The sequence below is a fragment of the Erythrobacter sp. JB2-19 genome, from assembly GCF_057365005.1.
Genome location: NZ_CP200290.1, coordinates 188,370 through 201,992 on the forward strand (window position 1 = coordinate 188,370; position 13,623 = coordinate 201,992).

The window sequence follows — 13,623 nt, forward strand, 5'->3', positions numbered from 1 at the left end:
CTTACTCCGTGATAGGTTCGAAAAGTCGGAAACGATATTCAAGCAAAGCGCCGCGCAAATTGTTCGGGCGGCGCTCGCTGCGCGCGCGCAAGAATTGCGACGACACCAATTGGAAGTCGGCTTGCTCGTGCGGGAATGCGGCAATGCGGTTTTCAATGGTCTCCACGAAGTCCGCATCGGCGGCGGGTTCATCAGTTCGGCTCTCCAGCTCAAACGCGATGCGGATCTCAAGCCCGTGCCGGTCTTTAACGCTCCAGTCGACCGAGCCGCTAGCGGCAATACCCAGCCAAGGAGGGCTTGCGGAAAGCGGGCTTTCCTCTTCGATTGCATTGATACCGTGCAGTTGAGGATCGGCTCTGAGCCAATCGATCAGCGCTGCGCGCAGCAGATTTTCCATAGGTCTAAATCACCGTAAATTGAGGCCAGAGCGTACGAGCGCTGCGCCAGATGTGATGGCGAGCTCTGCTTTGCTCATGGTCAAACTTTGCGCGGTCTTCGGCGATACGCTTCGCTTTGACAGTGAGACGCTGCCCCAGCTCAGCGCTGGCGCTGCTCGTACGTTGGGCGATCATGTCAGGCCCGCTGTGCGCCAAGGGCGCCAGAGTGCACCGACGCTGGCTGGAGGCGCAATCGCTTCCTCACGATCTCGGTCGCGGTAATAATATGCGGCCAATCGAATGATTCCGTGGCGCAGCGGCTTAGGCAGCTCGTCCCAATCGGCGGCGATGCCAGCGACTGTTTGCACTATGACAGAACGCGCATCGACAAGTGATGAGGTAAGCGCGAAACAGGCGTTTCCGGCGCTATCAATTTCGATCTCGAAATCATCGTCAGCAAGTGTGCTGCGTATGCCGTTTTGGGCGAGAAGTTCTGCCGATGCCAAACTTTGAACGGGCCGGGATGCCAATTGGTAACGCCCTGCAACTGGCGGTAAGCTTTCTTCCAGTGTGGCTTCCAGCGGCAATTGGCCAATAAACGCTTCGCACATGGAAAGGCTGGTCGCAAGCAGCTCGATCAACACATCATCTTCATTGGATCGAGTGATCCCGAGCCAGGCTTTCAACTCATCAAGCGGTGCGCCATTGAGGTCGGCCGCAATCACAATAGTCCGCTGCATTGCGGTCTCCCAGAAACAGGTTTCAATAAGGGGGCACCCGCGCTGCTTCGGGAGGCGGGAGGGTGGCCTGGAGCTGCGCGGGTGCGGGGTGCCGGATAGGGAGAAAGGGGCTAACCCAACCTAGCCGGGAGCCGATCAGGCCTCGACTTTGAGGAGTTTGATTGCATTGCTGTCGAGCACCTTGCCGCCGACACGCTTGGTGGCGTAAAAATGTACGAACGGCTTATTGGTGAACGGATCACGCAGCACTTGTGTGGCGCTCCGCTCAGCAATCAAATAGCCATGGCGGAAATTGCCGAATGCGATAGGGTAAGTGCCTGAGGCGATGTCGGGCATGTCTTCTGCTTCAACCACCGGGTACCCAAGCAGACGATCCGGTTGACCTTCAACCATGCCAGGTTGCCAGAGGAACGCGCCATCTGCGGTCTTCAGCTTGCGGACTTCAGCAAGCGTGGCTGAGTTCATCACAAAACTTGCGCCTTGCCGGTGACCTGATTTCATCGTGTGGATGAGGTCGATTAGCTTGGCATCGGGCGCACCATCAAAGCCGTTCGCATCGCCTGACCCAACATATTGCAAAGTGCCAAAAGCGCGAACACCATCTTCGCCAGTGCCCATTGGGGCGCTAAGGAAGCCTTCGGGCTGATCGGAACCGGTGCCAGAGACGAAGGCAGCACCTTCTGCGCGGGCAAATTCGCTCGCGATTTCGCTTGCAAGCCATGCCTCAAGATTGAACCCTGCATCGTCCAGCATCGCTTGGCTGGCGGCTGGATTGGCATAAAGGTCGCCAGTTGGTGGGGCGATTTCGGCAAATTCTGGCGCGTCCGTTTCTGGGCGTGTCGATGTTTCACTAACCCAGCCAGATGCGGTTCCGCCTGTTGAGACCAGCTTGCGATAGCCAGCGCTGCCGGTTTGCACGACCTGCGCGATCGATCGGATTGGGTTGATCTCCGCAAGCTCGGTAGCGATAAGAGCATCGATCTCTCGTGGTACGGCATACCCACCATCTGCTGGCACCGCACCGCTGATTGATTTGATCTCGCTTTCTTTGCCGCGACGAAGGTAGCCATCGACAAAGCCCTTAACTTCGCTGGAAGTGGTGCCTCCGCCGATTGATGGCCGACTAGCTGCGCGGGAAACCTTATCAAGGCGGGCCTTCACTTCGTCGACATCGCTGCGCAGACCAACAATATCGGCCTCAGCTTGATCTTGCCGAGCGACAATGTCGAAGCTCTCTTCCAGTTGATCACTGGGGGTAACATTAGGGGTGGGAGTGCTTTCCATTGGGCATGCAACCTTTCTGTTGGGCATAAAAAAGGCCGCCCCGTTGGCGGCCAGTTGGGAAATTTGAAAATGCAGGTTCGTGTCAGGTGACGAGGTGAACTCGCGCACCGTGTTGCAGTGGATGAGTCACCAGACTGATTTCAAATAGATCGATGGCGAGCAATTCGCGGCCCCTATCGGTTTTACGATATTGGCGAGCGCGGTAGCCAAAGCTGAGGCCATCGACCTCGCCCTGCTTGAGCATCGCGGCGCCGCGCGCATCGTGCGTGTCGATCCGGGCGATAACCCGCAGCCCTTTGGCATCTTCGGAGATATCCTCAATGATACCCAGAGGCTGATCGGGTCTATGCTGCCATAGCAGTGGCAAGGGCTCGTCCTGCACCGTCAGCGTGTCGATAAAGGCACCGGGCCTAACTGTGTCTCGTGCCGCATCGGCGATATCGAACAGGCTCGCATAGCCGGCGAAACGGATGGATTCATTGCTCATTTCGATAGTTCCCAACCGCCCAACCGGACGGCAATTCCGATCAGGACTAGGGCAAGCAGTGCTCGTATCGCCCAGCCGACAAATGCCTTCCAGGCGCTTGTTTTGGCATCGCGCCAGGCCTGCAGCAACTCACGCAGTTCATCCAAATCACCTTGGGCACCCGCATCACCTAGTCCCAATCGCGCCAGGACTTTCTCTGCTGCCAGCTCGCTTGATTCTTCGACTATTGCCCGCAGCGTTGCGATGTCAGCGCCATTTTCGGAGGCCTGAACCATCAGGTTGGCCAGCATTTCTTCGCGGCTCATGGTGCGTCCCCCTCAACCTCTTCCGGCTGCAATCCGAGCATCTCTCGTTTCTCGGCGCGGGATAGGAACTCCGCGTCCGATACCTGCTTCCACAGCCGTTCACGGTCTTCTGAAAGCGCTGGAACGCGGTCCATATCCACGCGTAGCTCACCCTCTGGAAACCAAGGTGCCAAGCCTTCGTGCAGTGCCCCAAAAAGTTTATCGGCGAGCGGCAGCAAGGTTAGCCGCCACAGCGCTCTGTTGGCCTCGCGATAGTTGGAATAAGTATTGTCGCCCGGCAGGCCGAGCAGCATCGGCGGAACACCGAATGCCAGCGCAATATCGCGCGCAGCCGCGCTTTTGAGGGTCGCAAAGTCCATGTCCGCCGGTGAAAGCGCCATGCTTTGCCATTTCAGTCCGCCGTCAAGCAGCATGGGCCGGCCGGCATTGCTATGGCCGGAAAAAGCGCTGGCCAGCTCCGATTTCAACCGATCAAATTGATCAGTCGTCAGGCCAATTCCATCGCCCGCGTCATAAACAAGTGCGCCAGATGGCCTGGCGGCGTTTTCCAATAATGTTCGGTTCCAGTTTGCCGCTGCATTATGAATGGCAATTGCCTCATGAGCCGCGGCCAGTGCTCCCGCGCCGTAGTGATCCTCAACGGGGTGCATGGCCTTGATATGGATCATGTTGGGCCAGCCGTTTTCATCCTCAAGCGGGATGGTGATCGGTTGGTCAGAAGGATGATATTCAAAGGCACACGGCCAGCCATCAGACCCAGCGACAATTTTGACCCGGTCTGGTCGAAGCGCAAACAGTTCGATGACCTGGCCTGATGCATCCTTGATGATTTGGACAAAGCCATTGCCATGCAGCACAACATGCGCCGCGATCGTCTCGATCAGGGATTGGCCTGCGCTGGTCGACTGGACCAGCGCCTTTAGAACATCGTCATTGCAGGCCAGTGGTGATTGGCCGACACCCTCTGCCACTATGCGGACGGCGCGTTGAGCAATCGGATTGCTCAAAAAACCATCGCGGATGGCCTTGTGGTATTCATAGTTTCGGGTGCCATCCGCCGCATTGAATGCTGGCGCCCAAGTTGGGATGAAGCTTGGAGCAAGCGGCACACGGGCTTCCTCGCCGCCTTTAAAGGCAGCGGCGATCGTTTCGAGCAATGCCATGAAATTTCCTTCTGCAGTCAGATTGGCAGCACGCGTGGCCGATGAGATGGGCCGAGCATTAGTTCAGTGAGCGCCCAGACCAGCGCATCGGCGCGGTCGGGGCTGCGGCCTGGTCCGGCGTATTCGCCGCCGGTCTTAAGACCGCATATTTGGTCTTCGAGTTGCGGGAATAGTCCGCAGTGTCTCACCCGCCCGGTTTCGTAGAGAGCGGCAACTGGCTCAGCGCGGGCAACCTTGCTGCGGCTGGCATGGACCAGTTTGATGGGCAATGTGTTGTTGGCAGCGCGCAGCACGCTGGAAACCATCGCGCCGCCTTGATTGGCCTCTGCGACGACACGGTCGGCATTCCATTCCTCTGCTGTTGCGGCGACCCGCCGAGCCCATTGTTCGGGGCTGGCCCGCTCGATTGTGCAATCAGCCAGCACGCGCCCAATTTGATCTTGTCCCAAAGCAGCAACGATAATTCCGCAGGCATCGCCGTTGGCCGAGGCGGGAGGATCGACCGCGACCACCACTCTTGCATCATCTGGTCTTTCGCCCGTTTCCCGGGAGTGTTCGACCATCGATCGCGTCCACAGCGCACCCTCGATATCGGTCAGGAGTTCGCCATCGATTTCTTGCCGTGCCTGCTGGCTGCCCGCAAATTCTCCCTCAATCGCGGCGAGGAAACGTTGCGGTAAGTTTGTCGAATTTTCATAGGTCGAACCGCGAGTGACCACTGCCTCCCCGCTCTCCTCCTGCTCCAATATTCGCGTGATCAGTGGCACGCTGCGCGGCGTCGTGGTTACCGCAATTCGCGGGTCACTGCCGAGCCTCAGGCCCATCAATAGATTGTCCCAACACCGCGTTGCGCGCTCGTGAGCAAGCGGCCATTTGCAGACCTCGTCACACCATGCATGGGTATGCTGAGGTCCTCTGAGCAATTCAGGTTCAGCGGCAGAGAACAGCTGTGCTTGCGCTCCATTGGGGAAGCGCAGTCGCCTAAGCGAAGGTTCAAAAACAGGCCTGCGTTCCGGTGGACAGCAGGCGATAATCCCGCTTTCCCCTTCAACCATAACAGCGCGTGCTTCGGCCAACGAAGACGAGACCAATGCGATCCGCGCTTGAGAATTCCCTTCGGCGATTGATCGTACCCATTCCGATCCAGCACGAGTTTTGCCAAAACCGCGTCCAGCCAGGATTAGCCAGATGCGCCACTCACCTTCGGGTGGCAATTGTGCAAGCCGCGCAAAGAAGCCCCAGTGATACGCAAATTCCGCGCGTTCCCGAGAGTTGAGCGCGCGGCTCAGTTCTTCGCGAGCAATGGCTGGAGCGTCCGCCAGCCAATCATGTTGTTCAATCACGTCTTTTTCGCTTCTCGGGCCCGTTCCTGCTGTATTCTGAGCCGGATCTCCTCGACCTTGCGGTCAATCGATCCGCGAATTTCAGCCGCACTGACATTGCGCTGTTCCGCTTGCGCTCTGACAGCGTTGTCGCGGTGTGCATTTAGCAGCCTGATGGCATTGGCGAAGTCATACTTTGATGCATCACCTGCTTGCTGGTCTCCTTCGCGCAATCGGCGCAAGACTTCCATTTCCAAGTGTTCATATCCTTCCCACAGGGCGGCGAGCCAGCGGCGGGCAAATTCAGGCTCGTTGGTCCGGGTACGGTAAACATGGCTGTTTGATACTCCGGCAAACTCAGCCGAGCGGCTGACGTTCGAGGATTGTGCGAGATGCTCAATAAATCGATCTCGCCAGTGCGGATTTATTCGCGGGCGTTTTTTCTGGCCACGCCGATCTGGCCGTAAATTATCAGGCATCTTTGGTCTCCACTCGGCCTGGCTGAAGCTGAAATGCTAGAGGAGACCGACATAGAAAAGTCGCAGGAGTTGATCTGAAGTTTGTTTCAGCCTCTCGTCTCGACTCACACTATCGCGATGTTGATTTCTTCTAACCAAAGATCGTGACAATGTCAATATAAAAGTACCAAATAGGTTATTTAATCTCAGTTGCGTCCTCTCTACAGCGCGGCTAAGCGCCAATAATCACTCGGGCGCGAACTGGCGAAAGATACTCAAGCTCATGATGAAACTGCTGCGCGGTCTCTACAATTGGACCATGGACAAGGCCGCTCACCCTAAGGCTGTGTGGTGGCTGGCGTTTTTCTGCTTCATCGAGTCGAGCTTCTTTCCGATTCCGCCGCATCCACTGCTCGGGCTGATGTGCCTTGCTGAACCAAAAAAGGCGATCCGGTTTGCCGTTGTCGCTACGGTCTCATCGGTGCTTGGCGGACTGTTTGGCTATGCGATCGGATACTTCTTATACGACGCCGTGGGCTCTTGGGTGATTGGCTTGCTTGGCCTCACAGAGAGCTTCCCGGTTGCGGCATGCTACATTCGCGAGCAGGGCGGCTTGGCCGTCTTCTTTGCCGCCGGCACACCGGTCCCGTTCAAATTGATGACAATCACAGCGGGCTTTATCGAGATGAATCTGGTGACGTTCACGCTCGCCGCCGTTGCTGGGCGGGCGCTCATTTTCATGATCGTTGGTGTGCTTTTCCAGCTATTTGGAGCGCCCATCAAGGCTGTCATCGACAAGTACCTTGGCTGGGTCACAACGGCCTTCGTCATTCTGGTGGTCGGCGGCTTCGTTGTGTTCACGCAGCTTGCAGGCAGCGAAAACGAAGGCGAAGTGAACGCCTGCGACAACGCAACCGAAGTGCGCGCTTAGCGCTTAGATAATGCCCATTGCCTTGCCGGCGCGTTCGAACATGCCGAGGATGGTTTCGACTTCCTCCGCCGAATGTTCAGCGCATAGCGAACAGCGCAGCAAGGTCATATTCGCCGGTGTTGCTGGCGGGCGCGCCAGATTGACGTAGAGTCCCTCTTTCAACAGCGCTTCCCACATGGCCGCGCCGCGCTCAAGATCGGGCATGATGACGGCCACAATCGCGCTTTGCGGCTCACTGGTGCCAAGCTGAAAGCCAAGGTCAGTAAGACCGCCGTGGAGCCGTTTGGAATTTTCCCAAAGATGCGCGCGTTTATTCGCGCCATGCATCAGCTTGCGAATGGAGGTCGCTGCGGTTGCCACTACGCTGGGCGGCAGGCTGGCGGTGAAGACATAGGGACGGCAAACAAGCCGCATGATGTCAAACTTTGGGTGATTGGACACACAAAAGCCGCCAACCGTCCCGACGCTTTTCGAAAATGTGCCGATGATGAAATCAACATCGTCGATCACGCCTTGCTCTTCGCAAACGCCGCGGCCGTTTTCGCCAATAAAGCCCATTGAGTGCGCTTCGTCGACCAGCACCATCGCGCCATATTTCTTCGCGATCGCAACCATTTCCTTTAAGGGCGCAACGTCGCCCAGCATCGAATAAACGCCTTCGAGGATGACGAGCTTGCCAGCGCCTTCAGGAATCCGGCGTAGGCGCTTTTCCATCGCTTCGACGTCATTGTGCTTGAACGGAACAACTTCGGCATTGCCCATCGCGCAGCCATCCCAAATCGAGGCATGACTGTCGATATCAAGGACAATGTAATCGCCCTTTCCGGCTAGAGTGGCGATGATCCCGAGATTGGCCTGGTAACCGGTCGAGAAAACCATGGCGTGATCCATCGCGTAAAATTCACGCAATGCATCTTCGCATTCTCGGTGACCTTGATAAGTGCCGTTGAGAACGCGGCTACCCGTTGTGCCTGAACCGTAATCAGCCAAGGCCTGCTTGCCCGCATCGATCACATCAGGATCGAACGTCATGCCCATATAATTGTAGGTGCCGAGCAAGATTGTCTCGCGCCCGTTGCAGATCGCGGTGGTCGGCGAGAGGACCTTTTCCATGACGAGATTGAAAGGGTCTTCAATGCCGCTCGCGAGCAGCGTTTCACGCGTCTGGATAAGGTCGTCGAACTTGGACAGCAGATCGCCTGATGGCGCGACATCGGTAAGGGTCTCAGTCATGGGCAAAGCCTATATCAGCTATCCTGCATTTTGTGCACAGCAGCGACCAGCTGGCCGTAATTTTCGATTTCGGCCTGTTGGTTCATGCTTATGATGATGTCGAATTCGTCCTCAATCTCCGCGACGAAGTCCATCACGGTTAGGCTATCGAACTCAAGATCACCGGCAAACGTGGTTGCGTCTTCGATAGTGACGCCCTTCTTGTTGAAGGGTTCGATCAAGGCGCGGATACGCTCATCAACTGCGGCAGAATCCATGGTGTTGGCGCTCACTTTCTGGGTGCAATTTCAGCTTCAGAGAAAGGTCTAGAGGTATTTGGAATCGCAGACCAGCCCATATGAAGCCATTTCTCGGGGGCAAACGGCTCAAATCGTTGCCGCTTCACCGCCATTTGGCCTTCAATTTCGAGAATTCAAGCTGAGCGGTTAGGCGGTGCAAGTGCTTCGTCCTGGCGTCAAACCAAGGCTTTGACTGCATTCATAAACGGCATGATCGAAACGGGCTTTGCCAGATAACCGGCGGCACCTGCCGAGCGGATCCGCTCTTCGTCACCCTTTCCGGCAAAGGCCGTAACGGCCAGGACCGGGATCTCGCACAGCGAGGTGTCACGCTTGGCCGCCTCGATCAAGTCCACACCGGAAATTCCGGGCAGCTGAATATCCATAATGATCAGATCGGGAGCGGTTCCGCGTGCCATTTCAAGCACCTGATCGCCATCTGCGACAGGCTCGACTTCAAAGCCGTTTGCCTTCAACACGTCGCAGAACAGTTTTCGATTGAGGTCATTATCCTCGACAACCAAGATTCGCTTTGCCACTGACCGATGCTCCCCCGAAGTGGGCTGATTAACCCGACAAAGAGGCTACGACAATTCAAAATCCATCTATTCATGACGGCGCAGTACAAGAACTCAGCCCGCAGACCCTTGCCTTGGCGGTGTTGGGCTGGGTGCTGGAGGACAACGAACGCGCGGAACGCTACCTCGATTTGACCGGGCTTGATGCCGACACTTTGCGCGGCGGATTGAATGATCCCACAGTTCTAGCCTCAGTTTTTGATTTTCTCGCAAACCACGAACCTGACCTGATCCGGGCGGCAGAGGCGCTCGCCGTAAAGCCTGAGGAATTGATTGCTGCCCGCCAGGAGCTTGCATCATGAGCCGGCCTCTTATCATAAGCGATTGCGACGAAGTGATCCTGCACATGGTCGCGCCGTTCAAAGAATGGCTGGAAAGCAGCCAGGGTGTGGATTTCGAGCTGGAAGGCAACAGCTTCGCAACCGCTTTGCGCTGGCAGGACAGCGGTGATGTGCTTGATCAAAAGGAGATCTGGCGGTTTCTGGGCGGCTTCTTCGACACCGAAATGGACAGCCAAATGCCGATTGCGGGAGCGGTCGAGGGCCTCAATCATCTGTCAGAACAGGCTGATGTGGTGATCCTGACCAATCTGGTCGATGAGCGACGCGATCACCGCGCTCAACAATTGGCGACGCACGGTCTCAATGCCCGCGTGTTCACCAATCAGGGTCCGAAAGGCCCCGCACTGCAATCTATTTTGGCGGAATATTCGCCTGGCCGCGCGATTTTCATTGATGATTTGGCGCAGCATCATGCATCCGCATCCGAAGTGGTGCCGGACACAGTGCGACTGCATTTGTGCGGAGAGCCTATGATCGCGCCGCATATTGATTGCGCACACAAGGCTGGTCACGCCAATGCGAGGATCGATGAGTGGTCGCGGGCATTACCGTGGTTGTTAGAGCGTTTGAAAGAGGAAGCATAATGAGCATCGAAGCCCGTCTGAAGGAGCTTGGCATCACATTGCCTGAGGCCGCTGCACCCGTTGCGAGCTATGTTCCGGTCGTATTGCAGGACGGGTTTGCACATGTCTCCGGCCAATTGCCTTTTGTTGCAGGAGAGCTTGTGACCGGCCGGTTGGGCGATGATGTTTCGCTTGAAGATGGTCAGGCGGCGGCACGAGCGTGCGGCCTGATGATTTTGGCGCAGCTCAAAGCGGCCGGGATCGATCTGGACCGCGTGTCGCGGGTCGTAAAGCTCGGCGCATTCGTCAGTTGCACACCGGATTACACAGACCAGCCGAAGGTCGCCAATGGCGCTTCTGATCTGATGCAAGAGGTGTTTGGTGACATTGGCCGCCATGCCCGTGCAGCCGTCGGTGTTCCGGCCCTGCCGCTGGGCACGGTGGTTGAGGTGGATGCGATTATTGCCATTGCCAGTGAGTGAGCGCAGCGCTCCGCGTTGGCTAACTGAGTGGGCCTACGCCCACCGCGGACTGCATGGGCCAGGAGTGCCCGAAAATTCAGTTGCTGCGGCGAAGGCGGCCATCGCGGCAGGCATGGGCATCGAATGCGATATCCAGCGCAGCCGCGATAACGCACCCATGGTTTTCCATGATTGGGAGCTCGCTCGGTTGACGAGCCAACAGGGCGATACAGGCGCGCTCAATATGGACGAGTTCACCCAGCTGCGCCTGTTGGGGACGCATGAGCACCCCGTCCCGCTAGCTCAGTTTCTGGCAATCATTGGCGGCCAGGTTCCACTGCTGATCGAGATCAAATCCAAACCTGGCTATGACGTTGATCTAACATGTGAATGCGTAAGTGCTGCATTGGCAGATTATGCGGGTGATCATGCCGTCATGAGCTTCGATCCGCGCGTTGGGCAATGGTTTGCCGAACATGATTCTGAAAGAATCCGGGGCCTGGTCTGCACAGACACGCTGGACCTTGGGTTTCTGGGTGTGTGGCGGCAACCTGGCGCGCTCGAGCAGGCTCAGCCAGACTTTCTCGCGATGGATATTCGCGACCTGCCAAATGCGCTGTGTGAGACTTGGCGAGCGGCACGGCGTCCACTGCTTAGCTGGACCATTCGCAGCAAGGAATTGCGCGAACAATCGCAGGGTCTGATCGATGCACCGATCGCTGAGGGTGAGGGGATCGCGTGAGCGATATCGAGTTGACCGTGCGGTTGGCGCCAAGCGTTGGCTCTTTCGATGTGGCTGAATGGAACGCGCTTGACCCCAGCGGAAATCCTTTTGTCAGCCATGAATTCCTTACCGCCATGGAGGACTCTGGTAGCGTGGGCGAAGGCACCGGCTGGGATCCGGTGCCAATTGCGATGACTGACGAGAATGGCAAACTGCTCGCCGCCATGCCGAGCTATGCCAAAGGCCACAGCCAGGGCGAATATGTGTTCGATCATTCCTGGGCGGACGCCTATCAGCGCGCTGGCGGGCGTTATTATCCAAAACTTCAGATTGCCTCGCCATTTACCCCTGCGACGGGGCCACGCTTGCTGTTGTCCGATCCCTCATTGGCTCTGCATCTGCTCAAAGGCGCTGAATTGGTGTGCGAGCAAAATGGATTGTCCTCAGCGCATGCGACCTTCATCGATCAAGCGCAATTGCCGCTGTTCGAGGATGCTGGCTGGTTGAAGCGAAGCGATTTGCAGTTCCATTGGATCAATCGCGGCTACAGCACCTTTGATGATTTTCTGGATGCCCTCTCGTCCCGCAAGCGCAAAAACCTGCGCAAGGAACGGGCAGCGGCGCAGAAAGACCTGCAAATCTCTAGGCTTTCCGGAGACGACATAAAGCCAGAGCATTGGGATGCCTTCTGGCTGTTCTATCAAGACACTGGTGCGCGCAAATGGGGCGCGCCCTATCTAACGCGCGAGGCATTTACGCTGCTGCAGGAGCGGATGGGCGACCAGCTGGTCATGATCCTCGCACTGGACGAGGGGATGCCAATAGCAGGCGCGCTTAATTTCATCGGCCAGGATGCGCTTTATGGCCGCTATTGGGGATGCGCGCGTGATGTGCGCTTCCTGCACTTTGAGCTGTGTTATTACCAAGCAATCGAAATTGCGATCGAACGCGGTCTCGATCGGGTCGAAGCCGGTGCACAAGGCGGCCACAAACTCGCTCGTGGTTATGAACCAGTGCAAACTTGGTCGGCGCATTGGATTGCCGACCCTGGTTTTCGTGACGCGGTCGCGGACTTCCTAGAGCGCGAGCGCGATGGCGTGGCGACCGATCAAGTCCTGTTGGGCAGGCGCACGCCCTTCAAGCAAAACTAGGCAGCTTGGCGGCGTGTTTCCGACAGCCATTGCCGCGCACGACGCTGAGCCTCTGCGATTTCGCGAGCGGTCATTTCGTCAGAAATGTCTGCGCGGCACCATGCGGCTTCTTCATGACCCTGCGCAGCAGCAAGATTAAACCATTTGTGGGCTTCAATAAGGTCGCATTCAGCACCATTGCTGCCGGTTGAAAAGGAAACACCCAAATCAAAATGCGCTGAAATGTCGCCTTGAGATGCCGCCGCCAGATAATCGGCAAGGATCTCATTGTTCAGATCCGTGTCCAGTTCGGTGGCTACGCCGCCGGTGATAGGTTTAAGTTCCATAATTTGGTTACCCCGTTAATCACGAAACCAACACCCCCGGCTGGCTCGCTTAACCATGTCCTCGCTACTCGTGGTCAACAATTGGTTAACGATGAGGTTAATTTTTGTGATCAAGCGGCACGAAATGCGTGAGATCCAGTATTTTACGTCTCGCGATGACACTGGGGTGGGGAAAGCCGCTTGTGCGTCTCAGACTGCAAGCCTATAGGCGCGCTCAATGCGTTGACTTAGGGGGCCGGCCAAGCGTTTGGAAATTCCGCGCTTAGCGAATTGGACAGTCTCGCCGAAAGTGATTGGGGTAAGAGGACCACATGGCCACTGCGTCGACTGACGATATTGATATTCTCGCAAAAGCGAAGAGTATGCTCGAGCCGGGCTACGTGCCCAGCGATAACGAAGAGTATATGAACGAGCAGCAGCAGAACTATTTTCGTATGCTGCTGCTTGAGTGGAAACGATCGATCCGCGATGCGGCTGATCAAACACTCCAGTCTTTACAAGATGGCCCAATCCGAGAAGCTGATCTCAATGATCGTGCATCTAGCGAGACGGATTGGGGCATTGAGCTGCGCACTCGCGACCGTCAGCGCAAGCTAGTGGCCAAGATTGAATCCGCTCTGCATCGCATCGACGAGGGCGAATATGGCTATTGTGAAGTAACGGGCGATCCGATCGGATTGAAGCGACTAATTGCCCGACCTGTCGCGACCATGACCGTTGAGGCGCAAGAAGCGCACGAGCGCAAAGAGAAAATTTCCCGCGACGACTGATCAGCCAGGCTAACGAACGGCTTGGAACAAGTGCCAGATTGGGACGCGTGCGTTTTCAAGGCTGCTCCTGCGCGCCTGTTAAACAATCATTAGGCACTGCGGCATAGCCCGCGAGACAGTAGACAATGCTC

20 protein-coding genes are annotated in these 13,623 nt (G+C 56.7%); 7 read left to right on the plus strand and 13 right to left on the minus strand.

Annotation, left to right across the window (positions count from 1 at the left end):
* Position 1: 1 nt before the first annotated feature.
* The 9 genes from gp17 to AC0V6O_RS00970 form a co-directional block, all read right to left on the minus strand.
* Positions 2–397: a tail completion protein gp17 gene (gp17, locus tag AC0V6O_RS00930; protein ID WP_486141110.1), complete on the minus strand. Its 396-nt coding sequence runs from the start codon at positions 395–397 to the stop codon at positions 2–4.
* A gap of 4 nt (positions 398–401) precedes the next feature.
* The gene (locus AC0V6O_RS00935; protein ID WP_486141111.1) at positions 402–572 is read right to left on the minus strand and encodes a hypothetical protein; all 171 of its coding nucleotides are present in this window, start codon (positions 570–572) and stop codon (positions 402–404) included.
* A complete protein-coding gene (locus AC0V6O_RS00940; protein WP_486141112.1) occupies positions 569–1,117 on the minus strand; it encodes a head-tail connector protein in 549 nt (182 codons plus the stop codon). Before AC0V6O_RS00940 ends, AC0V6O_RS00935 begins: the two co-directional genes overlap by 4 nt.
* Before the next feature lie 135 nt (positions 1,118–1,252).
* Positions 1,253–2,401, minus strand: a complete 1,149-nt coding sequence (locus tag AC0V6O_RS00945) for a phage major capsid protein (protein ID WP_486141113.1) — start codon at positions 2,399–2,401, stop codon at positions 1,253–1,255.
* An 82-nt stretch (positions 2,402–2,483) separates the two neighbouring features.
* The gene (locus tag AC0V6O_RS00950) at positions 2,484–2,888 is read right to left on the minus strand and encodes an HK97 family phage prohead protease (protein WP_486141114.1); all 405 of its coding nucleotides are present in this window, start codon (positions 2,886–2,888) and stop codon (positions 2,484–2,486) included.
* Entirely contained in the window at positions 2,885–3,193 is a 309-nt protein-coding gene (locus tag AC0V6O_RS00955; RefSeq protein ID WP_486141115.1) for a DUF6127 family protein, read from the minus strand. The genes AC0V6O_RS00950 and AC0V6O_RS00955 overlap by 4 nt, the downstream gene beginning before the upstream one ends.
* A complete protein-coding gene (locus AC0V6O_RS00960; RefSeq protein WP_486141116.1) occupies positions 3,190–4,356 on the minus strand; it encodes a phage portal protein in 1,167 nt (388 codons plus the stop codon). Before AC0V6O_RS00960 ends, AC0V6O_RS00955 begins: the two co-directional genes overlap by 4 nt.
* Before the next feature lie 17 nt (positions 4,357–4,373).
* A complete protein-coding gene (locus tag AC0V6O_RS00965) occupies positions 4,374–5,699 on the minus strand; it encodes a DNA-packaging protein (RefSeq protein WP_486141117.1) in 1,326 nt (441 codons plus the stop codon).
* Positions 5,696–6,157 carry a hypothetical protein gene (locus AC0V6O_RS00970; RefSeq protein ID WP_486141118.1) on the minus strand — a complete coding sequence of 154 codons (462 nt, stop codon included), beginning with the start codon at positions 6,155–6,157 and terminating at the stop codon, positions 5,696–5,698. The genes AC0V6O_RS00965 and AC0V6O_RS00970 overlap by 4 nt, the downstream gene beginning before the upstream one ends.
* A 265-nt stretch (positions 6,158–6,422) precedes the next feature.
* Here AC0V6O_RS00970 and AC0V6O_RS00975 point away from each other — a divergent pair, with 265 nt between their 5' ends.
* Positions 6,423–7,067, plus strand: a complete 645-nt coding sequence (locus AC0V6O_RS00975; protein ID WP_486145447.1) for a YqaA family protein — start codon at positions 6,423–6,425, stop codon at positions 7,065–7,067.
* Positions 7,068–7,070: 3 nt separating this feature from the next.
* Here AC0V6O_RS00975 and spt read toward each other — a convergent pair whose 3' ends face one another.
* The 3 genes from spt to AC0V6O_RS00990 form a co-directional block, all read right to left on the minus strand.
* The gene (gene spt, locus AC0V6O_RS00980) at positions 7,071–8,300 is read right to left on the minus strand and encodes a serine palmitoyltransferase (RefSeq protein ID WP_486141119.1); all 1,230 of its coding nucleotides are present in this window, start codon (positions 8,298–8,300) and stop codon (positions 7,071–7,073) included.
* 14 nt (positions 8,301–8,314) lie between these two features.
* Positions 8,315–8,557: an acyl carrier protein gene (locus AC0V6O_RS00985; protein ID WP_472640382.1), complete on the minus strand. Its 243-nt coding sequence runs from the start codon at positions 8,555–8,557 to the stop codon at positions 8,315–8,317.
* Positions 8,558–8,754: 197 nt separating this feature from the next.
* Positions 8,755–9,117: a response regulator gene (locus AC0V6O_RS00990; RefSeq protein ID WP_472643588.1), complete on the minus strand. Its 363-nt coding sequence runs from the start codon at positions 9,115–9,117 to the stop codon at positions 8,755–8,757.
* A 131-nt stretch (positions 9,118–9,248) separates the two neighbouring features.
* On the opposite strand from AC0V6O_RS00990, the gene AC0V6O_RS00995 reads away from it, so the two are divergent.
* The 5 genes from AC0V6O_RS00995 to AC0V6O_RS01015 are packed head-to-tail and all read left to right on the plus strand — an operon-like array spanning position 9,249 to position 12,396.
* Entirely contained in the window at positions 9,249–9,458 is a 210-nt protein-coding gene (locus tag AC0V6O_RS00995; RefSeq protein ID WP_486141120.1) for a DUF3572 family protein, read from the plus strand.
* Positions 9,455–10,081, plus strand: coding sequence for an HAD family hydrolase (locus AC0V6O_RS01000; RefSeq protein WP_486141121.1), 627 nt, complete (start codon positions 9,455–9,457; stop codon positions 10,079–10,081). Before AC0V6O_RS00995 ends, AC0V6O_RS01000 begins: the two co-directional genes overlap by 4 nt.
* A complete protein-coding gene (locus tag AC0V6O_RS01005) occupies positions 10,081–10,542 on the plus strand; it encodes a RidA family protein (RefSeq protein WP_486141122.1) in 462 nt (153 codons plus the stop codon). The genes AC0V6O_RS01000 and AC0V6O_RS01005 overlap by 1 nt, the downstream gene beginning before the upstream one ends.
* The gene (locus AC0V6O_RS01010; protein WP_486141123.1) at positions 10,535–11,263 is read left to right on the plus strand and encodes a glycerophosphodiester phosphodiesterase family protein; all 729 of its coding nucleotides are present in this window, start codon (positions 10,535–10,537) and stop codon (positions 11,261–11,263) included. The genes AC0V6O_RS01005 and AC0V6O_RS01010 overlap by 8 nt, the downstream gene beginning before the upstream one ends.
* Complete coding sequence (locus tag AC0V6O_RS01015; protein ID WP_486141124.1) at positions 11,260–12,396, plus strand: GNAT family N-acetyltransferase; 1,137 nt, start codon at positions 11,260–11,262, stop codon at positions 12,394–12,396. The genes AC0V6O_RS01010 and AC0V6O_RS01015 overlap by 4 nt, the downstream gene beginning before the upstream one ends.
* Here the strand turns inward: AC0V6O_RS01015 and AC0V6O_RS01020 are convergent.
* Positions 12,393–12,722, minus strand: a complete 330-nt coding sequence (locus tag AC0V6O_RS01020) for an SEL1-like repeat protein (protein ID WP_472640388.1) — start codon at positions 12,720–12,722, stop codon at positions 12,393–12,395. The two genes, AC0V6O_RS01015 and AC0V6O_RS01020, sit on opposite strands and share 4 nt — an antisense overlap.
* 311 nt (positions 12,723–13,033) lie before the next feature.
* Between AC0V6O_RS01020 and dksA the strand changes: the two genes are divergently transcribed.
* A complete protein-coding gene (gene dksA, locus AC0V6O_RS01025) occupies positions 13,034–13,492 on the plus strand; it encodes an RNA polymerase-binding protein DksA (protein ID WP_472640389.1) in 459 nt (152 codons plus the stop codon).
* Positions 13,493–13,623 lie beyond the last annotated feature (131 nt).

What these genes read in the sequence shown, in the direction of transcription:
- dksA (WP_472640389.1), top strand. Translation starts at nt 13,034, where the DNA reads ATGGCCACTGCGTCGACTGACGATATTGATATTCTCGCAAAAGCGAAG.
- AC0V6O_RS01005 (WP_486141122.1), top strand. Translation starts at nt 10,081, where the DNA reads ATGAGCATCGAAGCCCGTCTGAAGGAGCTTGGCATCACATTGCCTGAG.
- AC0V6O_RS00970 (WP_486141118.1), bottom strand. Translation starts at nt 6,157, where the DNA reads ATGCCTGATAATTTACGGCCAGATCGGCGTGGCCAGAAAAAACGCCCG.
- gp17 (WP_486141110.1), bottom strand. Translation starts at nt 397, where the DNA reads ATGGAAAATCTGCTGCGCGCAGCGCTGATCGATTGGCTCAGAGCCGAT.
- AC0V6O_RS00935 (WP_486141111.1), bottom strand. Translation starts at nt 572, where the DNA reads ATGATCGCCCAACGTACGAGCAGCGCCAGCGCTGAGCTGGGGCAGCGT.
- AC0V6O_RS01000 (WP_486141121.1), top strand. Translation starts at nt 9,455, where the DNA reads ATGAGCCGGCCTCTTATCATAAGCGATTGCGACGAAGTGATCCTGCAC.
- spt (WP_486141119.1), bottom strand. Translation starts at nt 8,300, where the DNA reads ATGACTGAGACCCTTACCGATGTCGCGCCATCAGGCGATCTGCTGTCC.
- AC0V6O_RS01020 (WP_472640388.1), bottom strand. Translation starts at nt 12,722, where the DNA reads ATGGAACTTAAACCTATCACCGGCGGCGTAGCCACCGAACTGGACACG.
- AC0V6O_RS00940 (WP_486141112.1), bottom strand. Translation starts at nt 1,117, where the DNA reads ATGCAGCGGACTATTGTGATTGCGGCCGACCTCAATGGCGCACCGCTT.
- AC0V6O_RS00945 (WP_486141113.1), bottom strand. Translation starts at nt 2,401, where the DNA reads ATGGAAAGCACTCCCACCCCTAATGTTACCCCCAGTGATCAACTGGAA.
- AC0V6O_RS00950 (WP_486141114.1), bottom strand. Translation starts at nt 2,888, where the DNA reads ATGAGCAATGAATCCATCCGTTTCGCCGGCTATGCGAGCCTGTTCGAT.
- AC0V6O_RS00955 (WP_486141115.1), bottom strand. Translation starts at nt 3,193, where the DNA reads ATGAGCCGCGAAGAAATGCTGGCCAACCTGATGGTTCAGGCCTCCGAA.
- AC0V6O_RS00985 (WP_472640382.1), bottom strand. Translation starts at nt 8,557, where the DNA reads ATGGATTCTGCCGCAGTTGATGAGCGTATCCGCGCCTTGATCGAACCC.
- AC0V6O_RS00975 (WP_486145447.1), top strand. Translation starts at nt 6,423, where the DNA reads ATGAAACTGCTGCGCGGTCTCTACAATTGGACCATGGACAAGGCCGCT.
- AC0V6O_RS00960 (WP_486141116.1), bottom strand. Translation starts at nt 4,356, where the DNA reads ATGGCATTGCTCGAAACGATCGCCGCTGCCTTTAAAGGCGGCGAGGAA.